General features: G+C 63.3%; 10 protein-coding genes and 1 pseudogene. 5 read left to right on the top strand and 6 right to left on the bottom strand.

Features of this window, described 5'->3' with window-relative positions; translation table 11 throughout:
• The first annotated feature begins 68 nt into the window (after positions 1 to 68).
• Positions 69 to 1,337 carry a cyclopropane-fatty-acyl-phospholipid synthase family protein gene (locus E5W70_RS08600; protein ID WP_292656490.1) on the top strand — a complete coding sequence of 423 codons (1,269 nt, stop codon included), beginning with the start codon at positions 69 to 71 and terminating at the stop codon, positions 1,335 to 1,337.
• On the opposite strand, the gene E5W70_RS08595 is transcribed toward E5W70_RS08600, so the two are convergent.
• On the bottom strand, positions 1,338 to 2,081 hold the full coding sequence (locus E5W70_RS08595) for an MOSC domain-containing protein (protein WP_292656488.1): 744 nt from the start codon (positions 2,079 to 2,081) through the stop codon (positions 1,338 to 1,340). It abuts the gene before it with no gap.
• Complete coding sequence (gene acs / locus E5W70_RS08590) at positions 2,081 to 4,036, bottom strand: acetate--CoA ligase (protein ID WP_292656487.1); 1,956 nt, start codon at positions 4,034 to 4,036, stop codon at positions 2,081 to 2,083. The genes E5W70_RS08595 and acs overlap by 1 nt, the downstream gene beginning before the upstream one ends.
• A gap of 304 nt (positions 4,037 to 4,340) precedes the next feature.
• On the opposite strand from acs, the gene E5W70_RS08585 reads away from it, so the two are divergent.
• Positions 4,341 to 4,613 carry an usg protein gene (locus E5W70_RS08585; protein ID WP_023719720.1) on the top strand — a complete coding sequence of 91 codons (273 nt, stop codon included), beginning with the start codon at positions 4,341 to 4,343 and terminating at the stop codon, positions 4,611 to 4,613.
• A 45-nt stretch (positions 4,614 to 4,658) separates the two neighbouring features.
• Here E5W70_RS08585 and E5W70_RS08580 read toward each other — a convergent pair whose 3' ends face one another.
• Both E5W70_RS08580 and E5W70_RS08575 read right to left on the bottom strand, forming a co-directional pair.
• The gene (locus tag E5W70_RS08580) at positions 4,659 to 5,693 is read right to left on the bottom strand and encodes an aldo/keto reductase (RefSeq protein ID WP_292656484.1); all 1,035 of its coding nucleotides are present in this window, start codon (positions 5,691 to 5,693) and stop codon (positions 4,659 to 4,661) included.
• Positions 5,694 to 5,749: 56 nt separating this feature from the next.
• Positions 5,750 to 6,931, bottom strand: a complete 1,182-nt coding sequence (locus tag E5W70_RS08575) for an MFS transporter (protein ID WP_292656481.1) — start codon at positions 6,929 to 6,931, stop codon at positions 5,750 to 5,752.
• A 138-nt stretch (positions 6,932 to 7,069) separates the two neighbouring features.
• Between E5W70_RS08575 and E5W70_RS08570 the strand changes: the two genes are divergently transcribed.
• A complete protein-coding gene (locus E5W70_RS08570) occupies positions 7,070 to 7,978 on the top strand; it encodes a LysR family transcriptional regulator (protein WP_292656479.1) in 909 nt (302 codons plus the stop codon).
• 58 nt (positions 7,979 to 8,036) lie between these two features.
• On the opposite strand, the gene E5W70_RS08565 is transcribed toward E5W70_RS08570, so the two are convergent.
• Both E5W70_RS08565 and E5W70_RS08560 read right to left on the bottom strand, forming a co-directional pair.
• Positions 8,037 to 9,086: an aldo/keto reductase gene (locus E5W70_RS08565; protein ID WP_292656477.1), complete on the bottom strand. Its 1,050-nt coding sequence runs from the start codon at positions 9,084 to 9,086 to the stop codon at positions 8,037 to 8,039.
• A 109-nt stretch (positions 9,087 to 9,195) separates the two neighbouring features.
• Positions 9,196 to 9,858 carry a YggS family pyridoxal phosphate-dependent enzyme gene (locus E5W70_RS08560; protein ID WP_292656475.1) on the bottom strand — a complete coding sequence of 221 codons (663 nt, stop codon included), beginning with the start codon at positions 9,856 to 9,858 and terminating at the stop codon, positions 9,196 to 9,198.
• Positions 9,859 to 10,004: 146 nt separating this feature from the next.
• Here E5W70_RS08560 and leuS point away from each other — a divergent pair, with 146 nt between their 5' ends.
• Both leuS and E5W70_RS08550 read left to right on the top strand, forming a co-directional pair.
• Positions 10,005 to 12,629, top strand: coding sequence for a leucine--tRNA ligase (gene leuS, locus E5W70_RS08555; RefSeq protein WP_292656472.1), 2,625 nt, complete (start codon positions 10,005 to 10,007; stop codon positions 12,627 to 12,629).
• Positions 12,616 to 12,872, top strand: a pseudogene (locus E5W70_RS08550) (hypothetical protein); the annotation flags it as partial. The gene leuS and the pseudogene E5W70_RS08550, both read left to right, overlap by 14 nt.

Below are 12,872 nucleotides of genomic sequence, written 5' to 3'. Positions count from 1 at the left end.
GATCGGGCAGGCAAGATCGAGCCGCTATTGTTCCGGGCCACTATTTTGCCGGGTAAGGGAGGACGGGGATGGAAGCAGCCGAGAGAGCGGCCCGGATTGTTCGGACGGTCATCGAAACGCTGAAGCCGGGTTTCGCGGTGAGGCTGTGGACAGGCGAGCGGATCGGCCCGGCTACCGGCCCGGTGCTCACCATCAACGACCAGGACATCGTCTGGCAGATCGTACGTCGGCCCTCTTTATCGACGCTGATCGAGATGTGGATTGCCAAGGCGGTCGACGTCGAAGACGGATCGCTGTTCGATTTCTACGCCTTGCCCACGCATGGCAAGCTCAGGACCAAGCTCAAGACATTGCCGAAGCTGGCGATCCTGCGCGACCTGCCGGCGGTGCTGTTTTCGCGAAAACAGATGACGACGCGAACCGATCTTTCCGGCCGCAATCCTTACGTCAGCGGTTCGAGCAAAGAGGCGATCCAGCATCACTACGACATTTCCAACGCATTCTACCGGCTCTTCCTCGACGAGCGCATGGTCTATAGCTGCGGCTACTTCAAGGATTTCGCCAACGATATCGATCAGGCCCAGAGAGACAAGCTCGACCATATCTGCCGCAAGCTTCGGCTGAAGCCCGGCGAAAAACTGCTCGACATAGGCTGCGGCTGGGGAGCAATGCTCATCCATGCGGTGAAGAATTATGGCGTCGTCGGCCACGGCGTCTCGCTGTCGGAGGCACAGACCGAGCTCGCCCGCGATCGCATCCGCGCCGAGGGGCTGGAGGACCGCATCACCATCGAGATCAAGTCCTATGCCGAGCTGTCCGGCTCCTTCGACAAGATCTCGTCGATCGGCATGTTCGAGCATCTGGGGCTTGCCAACCATGCGGCCTATTTCTCGAGGATCCATCGCCTGCTCAAACCGGGCGGCATCTATCTGCACCACGCCATCACTCGGCGCGACAAGGGCAACATGAAGAAGACGCTGCGCAAGGGGCCGGAATTCAAGGCGCTGATCAAATACATTTTTCCGGGCGGCGAGCTCGATACGATCGGCATGACGCTCGGCAATCTCGAGGCGCACGGCTTCCTCGTCTACGACGTCGAAAACTTGCGCGAGCACTATGCGCGCACCTGCAGGCTGTGGGCAGAGCGTCTCCACGCACGCTTCGACGAAGCCATCGCCGAGGTCGGCGAAGCCAAGGCGCGGCTCTGGCTGCTTTATCTCACCGGCTGCTCGATTACCTTCGAACGTGCATCGGCGCAGATTTTCCAGACCGTCGCCACCAGGCGCGCGCGTGGGCCGAGCGGCCTGCCGCCGACGCGGGCGGATTTGTACCGATAGCTACACAAACCGCATCGTGGCGCCGATCTCGACGCGGGCCGGTCGGTCGACGGTGCAGTAGACGCCGAGATTATGGGCGTTGTGGCGGACCAGGCTGCGCAGGATTGCCGGGTCGTGGTCGAACCCGTCCTGGCCAATGATGGTGAAGCCGCAGCGGCGGCACGGCTCGGAGATGGTCAGGAGCAGGTCGCCGATTGCCAGCTTGCGCCCGATCCATTCCGTCTCGGGGAACGACCCATCGACCTCCGGCATATCGACGACGATGTTGGGGCGGAAGCGGCGCGCGTCGGCGGTGCCCTCTGGATGCAGCACTTTCAAACGCGCCAGTGAGGCGGTGGTCAGCAGATGAATAGGGGCTTTGACGTAGCGTTCCGTCAACAGAGGGCCGGCGTAATCCGGAGCCGCATTTTCCCGGCGGAACGGCCGGATGGAAGCCGCAAAGCCGAGATAGGCGGAAATGACGCGGTCGCTATCGGCGCCAGGTGCGGCCAGCCAGTCGCCGTCCGGGACCGCGACTTGCAATTCGCCGGCCTGCGACAGCCGGGTGCGGATGCGGGGCACCTTGTGCCATTTCGCTTCGCGGTCGGGCCGCGCGATTTCATCGGTCGAGGTATCGACAAGACCACACAGGCGGTCGCCTTCGACGGTATACCAGTCGACGGAGATCGCCTCCTGAAACTCGCCGGCGAGCGAGCTGGCGGGATAGCGCCAAAGCTCGGTGACGGCGCCCAATGCGGGTTGCATCAGCCCTTCTTGTTTTGCCGGTTGGCGATCAGGTCGTCGACGACCGCCGGATCGGCGAGCGTCGAGGTGTCGCCGAGCGCGGCAAAATCGTCCTCGGCGATCTTGCGCAGGATGCGCCGCATGATCTTGCCGGAACGGGTCTTCGGCAGGCCGGGCGCGAACTGGATCTTGTCGGGCGAAGCGATGGCGCCGATCTCCTTGCGGACATGGGCGACGAGCTCCTGGCGCAATTCCTCGCTTGGCGTCTCGCCGGCCATCAGCGTGACATAGCAGTAGATGCCCTGGCCCTTGATATCGTGCGGGTAGCCGACGACGGCGGCCTCCGAGACCTTCTCATGCGAAACCAGCGCCGATTCGACCTCGGCGGTGCCCATGCGGTGGCCGGAGACGTTGATGACGTCGTCGACGCGGCCGGTGATCCAGTAGTAGCCGTCAGCATCGCGGCGGCAGCCGTCACCGGTGAAGTACCTGCCCTTGTAGGTCGAGAAATAGGTCTGCACGAAGCGGTCGTGATCGCCATAGACGGTGCGCATCTGGCCCGGCCACGAGTCGGCAATACAAAGATTGCCGCTGGCTTCGCCTTCCAGCACCTTGCCGTCGGCATCGACCAGCTGCGGGTTGACGCCAAAGAAGGGCCGCGTCGCCGAACCCGCCTTGAGGTGGGTGGCGCCCGGAACCGGCGTGATCATGATGCCGCCGGTCTCGGTCTGCCACCAGGTGTCGACGATCGGCACCTTGCCGTTGCCGACGACGTTGAAATACCACTCCCAGGCTTCCGGATTGATCGGCTCGCCGACGGTGCCGAGCACGCGCAGCGACTTGCGCGACGTTTTGGTGACATGGGCATCGCCGGCGCCCATCAGCGCGCGCAGCGCGGTCGGTGCGGTGTAGAAGATGTTGACCTTGTGCTTGTCGATCACGTCCCAGAAACGCGACTGCGACGGGTAGTTCGGCACGCCCTCGAACATCAGCGTGGTGGCGCCGTTGGCGAGCGGCCCGTAGACGATATAGCTGTGGCCGGTGACCCAGCCGACATCGGCGGTGCACCAGTAGATATCACCGTCGTGATAGTCGAAGACATATTGGTGGGTCATCGAGACATAGACGAGATAGCCGGCGGTGGTGTGCAGCACGCCCTTCGGCTTGCCGGTCGAGCCGGATGTGTAGAGGATGAACAGCGGGTCCTCGGCGTTCATCTTCTCGGGCTTGCATTCGGCCTTAACCGTGGCGACCTCGTCATGGTACCAGACGTCGCGCCCGGCAGCCCAGCCGGTCCTGCCGCCGGTGCGGCGTACTACCAAGACCTTTTCGACTTTCGTTCCAGCCTTGGCGGCGATCTCGATCGCCTTGTCGGTGTTGTCCTTCAACGGGATAGACTTGCCGCCGCGTAGGCCTTCGTCGGCGGTGATGACGAAGGTCGACTTGCAGTCGTCGATGCGTCCGGCCAGCGCATCCGGCGAAAAGCCGCCGAAGACGACCGAATGAATGGCGCCGATGCGCGTGCAGGCGAGCATCGCATAAGCGGCCTCCGGGATCATCGGCATGTAGATAGTGACACGGTCGCCCTTCTTGACGCCGTGCTTCTTCATCACATTGGCGAGGCGGCAGACATGTGCGTGAAGTTCGTTATAGGTGATCTTCCTGTCGTCGTAGGGATTGTCGCCTTCCCAGATGATGGCGGTCTGTTCGCCGCGCTTCTTCAGATGCCGGTCGATGCAGTTCCAGGAAACGTTGGTCTGGCCATCCTCGAACCATTTGATTGAGACCTTGCCGTCGAAGGACGTGTTCTTGACCTTGCTGTACGGCTTGAACCAGTCGATGCGCTTGCCGTGCTTGCCCCAAAACTTGTCCGGGCTCTTGACGCTGTCGGCGTACCATTTCAGGTAGGTGTCATTGTCAATCAGCGCGTACTTCTTCCACGCCGGCTGGACGCGATGGACATGAACATCGGACATTCTTCGCCTTCCTCCCCAAAACCAAACCGCCGGCTTGACTGCCGGCAGGATCGCAGCGATGCGGCTGCGAATTCGCGCGCATTATTAACAGTTCGGCCGCGACGGCAACATTAGACGTTGGATTCGCGCGGCGGGATGCCGCAGGCGCCTTACCAGGCGGTGTCAGCACTCTCGTGAGGTGGCTGCTAAGCACATGTTTTTGCGGGAGGAATCTGGTTCGATCATAGAAATATCAATAGACGATTAAGCAAATGGGGTGCACAATTTCAGGCTGGGAGGAAGGAGAATCAACCAGGGGACCGCAATGCGCGACCATTCCGAAATGGACCTGATGCTCAAGGGCTATGGCTTGACCACGGCCAAGATTCTTTATCACTTTCCCGATCATCCGCATCTGCTGCAGAGCTTCATCTGGCAGGATTACGACATCGCCCCGAAATTTCCGGTGCTGATCCGCTTCATCGAGTTCTGGCAGGCCAAGCTCGAAGGCCCGCTGCATTCGGTCAGCTACACGCATCAGAAGCTGATCGCGCCGAACGAATGGCGCAAGGTCGACGGCGAGTTCGTGCTACATTAGCCGGGCGGGCGGCAGCCTGGGAGCCGCCGCCCAGCTTTTGGAGCGTCAGACTGCGGGCGGGTTCAGCCGGGCAAACCCCTCCTGCCGGCGATAGGGAAAATACGGGTAGGGTGCGGTGATCTCACTTGCCGTGTCGAGCTTCTCCATCTGCTCGGCTGTCAATGACCATCCGACGGCGCCGAGATTCTGGCGCAACTGCTCCTCGTTGCGCGCGCCGATGATGACGGAGGCGACGGTCGGCCGCTGCAGCAGCCAGTTGATGGCGATCTGCGGTACGGTCTTGCCGGTTTCCTCGGCGATAACATCAAGCGCGTCGACCACCCGATAGAGATGCTCGTCCTCGACGGGCGGTCCGAAGCTTGCGGTATCGTGCAGTCGGCTTTTCTCCGGCAACTTTTCGCCGCGGCGAATCTTGCCGGTCAGGCGGCCCCAGCCGAGCGGGCTCCACACCAGCGCACCGACGCCCTGGTCGAGGCCGAGCGGCATCAACTCCCATTCATAGTCGCGCCCGATCAGCGAATAATAGACCTGATGGGCGACGTATCGGGGATAGCCGTATCTGTCCGCCAGGCCGAGCGATTTCATCGCTTGCCAGCCGGAAAAATTGGAGACGCCGACATAACGCAGCTTGCCGGCGCGCACGAGACTGTCCAGTGTCGACAGCACCTCCTCGATCGGTGTTGCGGCGTCGAAGGCGTGCAGTTGCAGCAGGTCGATGTAATCGGTGCCAAGACGCTTCAGCGCGTCTTCGACGACCTTGATCAGGCGTGAACGTGACGAGCCGGCATCGCTGGGACCGTCGCCCATCGGCAGCGAGGTCTTGGTCGAGATCAGCACGGCGTCGCGGCGGCCCTTGATGGCAGCGCCGAGCACTTGTTCGGAAGCGCCATTCGAATAGACATCGGCGGTGTCGAACAGGTTGACGCCGGCCTCAAGGCAGATATCGACCAGCCGCCGTGCTTCCGTCGCATCGCTGTTGCCCCAGGCGCCGAACAGCGGGCCTGAACCGCCGAAGGTTCCAGCGCCGAACGAGAGCGCCGGGACCTTCAGGCCTGATGCGCCAAGATTTCGATAATCCATGGGTTTGCTCCTTGTGGAAGGATGGCTGTTTCAAAGATTGGTTGAGGTTTGCCGTTCTATGACCGCGCGATTTCCGGTGTGGCGAGGACAGGATCTCGGTCGAGGCGCAGCGCAAACGCCGCCACGGCAAGCGCTGAAAGCGGCAACAGGGCCGCGACCCAGGTGACGGCGTCGAGGCCGGGACCATGGGCGATGACCACGCCGCCGAGCCAGGCGCCGGCCGCATTGCCGAGGTTGAAGGCGGCGATGTTGAAGGATGAGGCGAGGCTCTGGCCGGCGCCTTGTGCCTTTTCCAGTACCCACATCTGCAGCGGCGCCACAGTGGCGAAGGCGGCGGCGCCGAGCAGGCCGACATAGATAACGGCCATGACCTGGCTGTGCAGGGCGAAGGTCATGGTGCCGAGCACCAGCGCCAGGACGACGAGACTTCCGAGAACGGAAGGTACCAGCCAGCGGTCGGCGAACTTGCCACCGGCGAGGTTGCCGGCGATGAGGCCGCCGCCGAAGACCAGCAGGATCGGCGACACCGCTGCTTCGTCAAAACCGGTGATCTCGGTCAGCAACGGGGCGATGTAGGTGAAAACGGCGAAGACGCCGGCATAGCCAAGCACGGTGGTGGCAAAGCCAAGCAGGACAGGCGTGCGGCCGAGCACGGCGAGATCGGCGCGCAAATTGCTCTCCTCAGGTTCTGTTCGGCTGCGCGGCACCAGCAGGAGAATGATGGCGAAGGCGGCGATGCCGACCAGTGTCACCGACCAGAACGTCGCGCGCCAGCCGAAGGCCTGGCCGAGCCATGTGCCGAAGGGCACGCCGAGGATGTTGGCGATGGTCAGGCCGGTGAACATCAGGGCGATCGCCGAGGCTTTCTTGTTGGGCGCCACCAGTCCGGTCGCCACGACCGAGCCGACGCCGAAGAAGGTGCCGTGGGCGAAGGCGGTCAGCACGCGCGCACCCATCAGCGTCCAGTAGTCTGGGGCAAGCGCACAAGCGAGGTTGCCCAGCGTGAAGATTGCCATCAGCGCCAGAAGCACGGTTTTGCGCGGCCAGCGGCCGGTTGCGATCGTCAGCAGCGGCGCGCCGATGACAACGCCGAGCGCATAGCCGGAAATCAGCTGGCCGGCAGCTGAGATCGAGACGCCGAGATCGGTGCTGACGTCGAGCAGCAGGCCCATGATGACGAATTCGGTGACGCCGATGCCAAAGGCACCGGCGGCTAGAGCGTAAAGAGCAAGGGGCATGGCGGTTCCCACTTCGATGACGACCGGTTTTGACGACGGGCGCCGTGTCCTTCCCACGCCCCAATCCGGAAGATCGTGCCGCGATGTGCTGTGAACCAGCCTTGCATCGGGCACATCGTCTGTGAAATAGATTCACCAATGGCTAGGCCCGACATCAATCGCTCCGGCGAGATCGAAGTGTTCGTCCGCGTCGTCGAGGCGGGCAGCTTTTCGGCCGCTGCCCGCGCGTTGCGGATGACGCCGTCGGCGGTGAGCAAGCTGATCGCGCGACTGGAGGCGCGGCTTGGCGCGCGGCTGGTCAGCCGTTCGACGCGCAAGCTGCAACTGACGCCGGAGGGGGCGGCGTTCTTCGACAGCGGCGTGCGCATCCTGGCCGACATGGCAGCGGCCGAGCGCGAGGCAGCGGCGGGTGCCGCGCCGCGTGGCCGGCTGCGGATCAACAGCTACGTGCCTTTCGGGCAGCATCGGCTGATCCCGCTTTTGCCGCGTTTCCTAGAACGCTACCCCGAAATCTCGGTCGATCTGGTGTTGACCGACGATGTCATCGACCTGATGGAGGAGCGCGCTGACGTCGCCATCCGCGCCGGACCGCTCGGCGAATCGCGGTTGGTGGCGCGCAAGCTCGGGCAGAGCCGGGTGGTCGTCGTTGCGGCGCCGTCGTATCTCGAAGCGCGTGGCACGCCCAAGACGCCCGCCGATCTCGATCGTCACAACCGGATGGGCTTCCGTTTCGTACGTCACCTCGAGGGCTGGCCTTTTATCGACGCGGCCGGCAAGCCGACCACCCTGTCGATCATCGGAAATACGCTGGTCAGCGACGGCGAGGCGATGCGGCTGATGGCGCTCTCTGGGGCGGGCATCGCCCGGCTAGCACGTTGGCACGTGGAGGCCGACATTGCCGCCGGCCGGCTCCTGCCGCTGCTGGAAGAGTTCAACCCCGGCGACGAGGAACTCACCCACGCCGTCTATGTCGGCCAAGGCAAGCATCTGCCGGCGCGGGTGCGGGCCTTTTTGGACTTTTTGGTCGAGACTGTCCGGCTGACCTGAGCCCAAAACGATCGGGAGCCTGCCGGCTCCCGAAGCATCAAATCGAAGGTAAGATTAACTACTTTTTCGGCACAAAGGGCGCCGGACGCCGACCGGCCGCCTGACGCTCCAGCATCCAGCCAGGGTATTCGGCGGGCAGGGCACTGACTTCGTCGAGCCGAACAAGGTCATCGGCATCGAGCTGCAACTCGGTGGCCGCAAGGTTCTGTTCCAGCTGCTCCATGCGGCTGGCGCCGATGATGACGCTCATCACGAACGGTTTGGCCAGGACATAGCCGAGCGCCACCGTGGCGACGCTGACACCGTGCTTGGCGGCGATCTCGCGCATGACGGCGACCGCTGCCCAGGCACGGTCCTCGTTGACCGGCGGGAAATTGAAGCTGGCGCGGCGGCCTTCGCCATTGCCGGGAGCACCCGGTCCGTATTTGCCAGAGAGCAAGCCGCCAGCCATCGGCGACCAGACCATCAGCCCGAGCTTCTCCTCGTTGAGCAGCGGCACGATTTCGCGCTCGAGATCGCGGCCGGCGATCGAGTAGTACGACTGCACGGTCTCGAAGCGGGCAAAGCCTTTGCGCTCGGCAATACCCAGCGCCTTGGCAATGCGCCAGGCCTGCCAGTTCGAGACGCCGACATAGCGGACCTTGCCGGCGGCAACCAGGTCGTCGAGCGCCCGCAGTGTCTCGTCGATCGGCGTCACTGTGTCGGTGCCGTGCAGTTGGTAGAGATCTATGTGATCGAGCTGTAGCCGCTCGAGGCTGCTCTCGACCGAATCCATGATGTGGCCGCGCGAGGAACCGCGCTGGTTCGGGCCGCCGCCCATGGCGCCATGAACCTTGGTGGCGATGATCACGTCCTGTCGGTTGACGCCAAGGTTCCTGAGCGACTGGCCGAGAAGCCGTTCCGAGGCGCCGAAGGAATAGACATCCGCCGTGTCGAAGAAATTGACGCCGGCGGCGAGCGAGCGGGCAACGATCTCGTCGACGCCCTTCTGGTCGAGGCTGGCGATCAGGCCCCATTGGGCATTCTCGCCGGCCGCGCCGCACGTCATCGTGCCGAGGCAAAGTTCGGAGACGAACATCCCCGTATTTCCAAGTTGATTGTAACGCATGGTGGCTCCAGACGGGTTGAGAATAACCCGACCCATATAGGAACGAAACGTTCCGTTTCTATACGCTGGCTTAGTCGATGTCAGCCTGTGGCCTAAGGCCGGCTGCGCCTCATCTGGCGCCGAAAATCGCCGATCCAACCCTGACACTGGTCGCGCCGAAGGCGATCGCGGTTTCGTAGTCGCCGGACATGCCCATGGAGAGCTTGTCGACGCCGGCCTCAAGCCCAAGCTTTTCCAGCAGCGCGAAATGCGGACCGGGGTTCTCGTCGGCCGGCGGGATGCACATCAGCCCTTCGATGGCGAGGGCGTGAACCGAGCGGCAGCGGGCGACGAAGGCGACGGCCTCGCGCGGCTCGATGCCGGCCTTTTGCGGCTCGGAGCCCGTGTTGACCTGGACATACAGCCTTGGTGACCGGCGCTGCCTGGCGATCTCCTTGGCCAGCTCTGCGGCAATCTTTTCGCGATCGACCGTTTCGATGACGTCGAACAGCGCGACCGCTTCCTTTGCCTTGTTCGATTGCAGCGGACCGATCAGATGCAGCTCGATGTCGGGAAACGCCGCCCGCAGGGCCGGCCATTTGGCTTGTGCTTCCTGGACCCGGTTTTCGCCGAAGACGCGCTGGCCGGCTTCGATGACCGGACGGATATCGGCGGCGTCGAAGGTTTTCGAGACCACGACCAGCGTCACCGCTCCGGCCTCGCGTCCTGCCTCGCGCTTGGCGGCAGCGATCCTTGCTTTGACGGTGAAAAGCTGTTCGACGGCGCTCGCCATGCCTATATCCTGCCTGTGTTTGGCTTTTCGCCGGATCGCCGCAGTTGACGGGTTCGGCAATCCATGGTGAACACCGCGACGACATTTCCTGAGCCGCCCGGGCGTTGTCCGGCGGCTCGCGCATGCTTTTAAGTGAAAAACACCCGATGGCAACCGAACGATACAATCCGCGCGCGTCAGAGCCCAAATGGCAGAAGGCCTGGGACGCCAGGAAGCTGTTCGAAGCCGACAATGACGACCCGCGCCCGAAATACTACGTGCTGGAGATGTTCCCCTATCCGTCGGGGCGCATCCATATCGGCCATACCCGCAACTATACGATGGGCGACGTGGTGGCACGTTACAAGCGGGCCAAGGGTTTCAACGTGCTGCACCCGATGGGCTGGGACGCCTTTGGCATGCCAGCCGAAAACGCGGCGATGCAGAACAAGGTCCACCCCAAGGACTGGACCTATCAGAACATCGCCGCCATGCGCGAGCAGCTCAAGGTCATGGGCCTGTCGCTCGATTGGACGCGAGAATTCGCCACCTGCGATGTCGACTATTACCACCGCCAGCAGATGCTGTTCCTTGATTTCGTCGAGAAGGGTCTGGTGACGCGCAAATCCTCCAAGGTCAACTGGGATCCGGAGGACATGACGGTGCTTGCCAACGAGCAGGTCATCGACGGGCGCGGCTGGCGCTCGGGCGCGCTGGTGGAACAGCGCGAGCTGACGCAGTGGTTTTTCAAGATCTCCGATTACGCGCAGGATCTGCTGGATTCGCTCGACCAGCTCGACGACTGGCCGGAAAAAGTGAAGCTGATGCAGGCGAACTGGATCGGCCGTTCGGAAGGCCTGCTGATCCGCTGGCCGCTGGCCAAGCCAGTCGCCGGCGAGCATGAGCTCGAAGTCTATACGACCAGGCCCGACACCATCTTCGGCGCCTCCTTCATGGCGATTGCGGCCGACCATCCGCTGGCCAAAAAGGCCACCGAAGACAATCCGGCGCTGGCAAAGTTCATCGACGAAGTCCGCCATATGGGCACTTCGGTGGCGGCATTGGAGACGGCCGAGAAGAAGGGTTTCGATACCGGCATCCGCGTCGTCCATCCGTTCGACGAGAAGTGGACGCTGCCCGTCTACGTCGCCAATTTCGTGCTGATGGACTACGGCACCGGTGCCATTTTCGGCTGCCCGTCCGGTGACCAGCGCGACCTCGACTTCGCCAACAAATACGGCCTGCCGGTCATTCCGGTGGTGATGCCTGAAGGCGAGAATCAAGGAAGCTTCCAGATCATCGACGAGGCCTATGTCGGCGACGGCGTGATGATCAATTCGCGCTTCCTCGACGGCATGAAGCCGGATCAGGCATTCGACGAGGTGGCGAAGCTGCTCGAACAGAAGACCATCGGCAACCGGCCGATGGCCGAGCGCAAGGTGAATTTCCGCCTGCGCGACTGGGGCATTTCGCGCCAGCGCTATTGGGGCTGCCCGATCCCGATGATCCATTGCGAGGATTGCGGCGTGGTGCCGGTGCCGAAAGCCGACCTGCCGGTCAGGCTGCCGGATGACATCGAGTTCGACCGGCCGGGCAATCCGCTCGATCGCCATCCGACATGGCGGCACGTCAAATGCCCGCGTTGCGGCAAGGACGCGCGGCGCGAAACCGACACGATGGACACGTTCGTCGATTCTTCGTGGTATTTCGCGCGCTTCACCGCGCCCTGGGCCAACGATCCAACCGATCCCAAGGCCGCGACTGAATGGCTGCCGGTCGACCAGTATATTGGCGGCATCGAGCACGCGATCCTGCATTTGCTCTATTCGCGCTTTTTCACCCGCGCCATGCGCGAAACCGGCCATGTCGATCTCGCCGAGCCGTTCAGGGGCCTGTTCACGCAAGGCATGGTGGTGCACGAGACCTATCGGGTTGGTGGCGCCTCGAACGGCCGCTGGCTTGCGCCAAGCGAGGTCAGGCTGGAAGACGCCGACGGCAAGCGCCGCGCCTTCGAAATCGCCACTGGCGAAGAGGCGGTGATCGGTCCGCTCGAAAAAATGTCGAAGTCGAAGAAGAATACGGTGAGTCCGGAAGAGATCACCGACGGCTACGGCGCCGATACGGCGCGCTGGTTCATGCTGTCGGACTCGCCGCCCGAACGCGATGTCGAATGGACCGACGAGGGTGCGGCCGGCGCGCATCGCTTCATCCAGCGCATCTGGCGGCTGGTGTCGACGGCTGCCGAATCGCTCGCCGGAGTTCGGCCAGAAAAAGCGAAGGACGGCGAGGCCGGGACAGTGTCCAAGGCAGCGCACAAGATCCTGAAGTCGGTCGGCGAGGATATCGAAAAGCTCGCCTTCAACCGCGCCATCGCGCGCATCTATGAGCTCGCCAATGCCTTGACAGTACCGCTCAACGAGGCGGCTGAGGGCAAGGCCGGTCCGGCGCTGCAAGCGGCCTGCCGTGAGGCCGTCGAGATCCTAGTGCACCTGATCGCGCCGGTCATGCCGCATCTTGCCGAAGAGTGCTGGCAGACGCTCGGCGGCACCGATCTTGTCGCCGAACGGCCCTGGCCGGACTACGATCCCTCGCTTGTCGTCGACGCCGAGATCGTGCTGCCGGTCCAGGTCAACGGCAAGAAGCGCGGCGATTTGACAATTGCCCGCGACGCGGACCAAGGTGCGGTCGAAAAAGCGGTTCTGGCCCTCGACTTCGTGCAGAAAGCGCTCGAAGGTAAGGCGCCGCGCAAGGTGATCATCGTGCCGCAGAGGATCGTCAATGTCGTTGCCTGAGCCGCGAAAGACAGAGCTGACGCTGCGCCGTGTCGTGCTTTGCGGGCTGCTCGCGTCGGTGGCGCTGGTTTCCGCCTGCACGGTGCGGCCGCTCTATTCGAGCGCGCCGCTGGTCGCCGGCTCGCAGGTCGGCGCCGCTGCCGAGCTGGCATCGATCTCGGTCAAGCCGGTCAAGACCCGCTACGCCCAGCAGGTCCGCAACAATTTGATCTTCGCGCTCGGCCAGGGCGCCGGCGAGCCGGC

It is taken from the genome of Mesorhizobium sp., from assembly GCF_005063415.1.
GTDB lineage: Bacteria > Pseudomonadota > Alphaproteobacteria > Rhizobiales > Rhizobiaceae > Mesorhizobium.
Note: the sequence above shows the minus strand (reverse complement) of the source record. Positions and strands in the feature narration are given on the sequence as shown.

Coding starts and splice junctions, on each gene's coding strand:
- E5W70_RS08600 (WP_292656490.1), top strand. CDS start 69: ATGGAAGCAGCCGAGAGAGCGGCCCGGATTGTTCGGACGGTCATCGAA.
- E5W70_RS08595 (WP_292656488.1), bottom strand. CDS start 2,081: ATGCAACCCGCATTGGGCGCCGTCACCGAGCTTTGGCGCTATCCCGCC.
- acs (WP_292656487.1), bottom strand. CDS start 4,036: ATGTCCGATGTTCATGTCCATCGCGTCCAGCCGGCGTGGAAGAAGTAC.
- E5W70_RS08585 (WP_023719720.1), top strand. CDS start 4,341: ATGCGCGACCATTCCGAAATGGACCTGATGCTCAAGGGCTATGGCTTG.
- E5W70_RS08580 (WP_292656484.1), bottom strand. CDS start 5,693: ATGGATTATCGAAATCTTGGCGCATCAGGCCTGAAGGTCCCGGCGCTC.
- E5W70_RS08575 (WP_292656481.1), bottom strand. CDS start 6,931: ATGCCCCTTGCTCTTTACGCTCTAGCCGCCGGTGCCTTTGGCATCGGC.
- E5W70_RS08570 (WP_292656479.1), top strand. CDS start 7,070: ATGGCTAGGCCCGACATCAATCGCTCCGGCGAGATCGAAGTGTTCGTC.
- E5W70_RS08565 (WP_292656477.1), bottom strand. CDS start 9,086: ATGCGTTACAATCAACTTGGAAATACGGGGATGTTCGTCTCCGAACTT.
- E5W70_RS08560 (WP_292656475.1), bottom strand. CDS start 9,858: ATGGCGAGCGCCGTCGAACAGCTTTTCACCGTCAAAGCAAGGATCGCT.
- leuS (WP_292656472.1), top strand. CDS start 10,005: ATGGCAACCGAACGATACAATCCGCGCGCGTCAGAGCCCAAATGGCAG.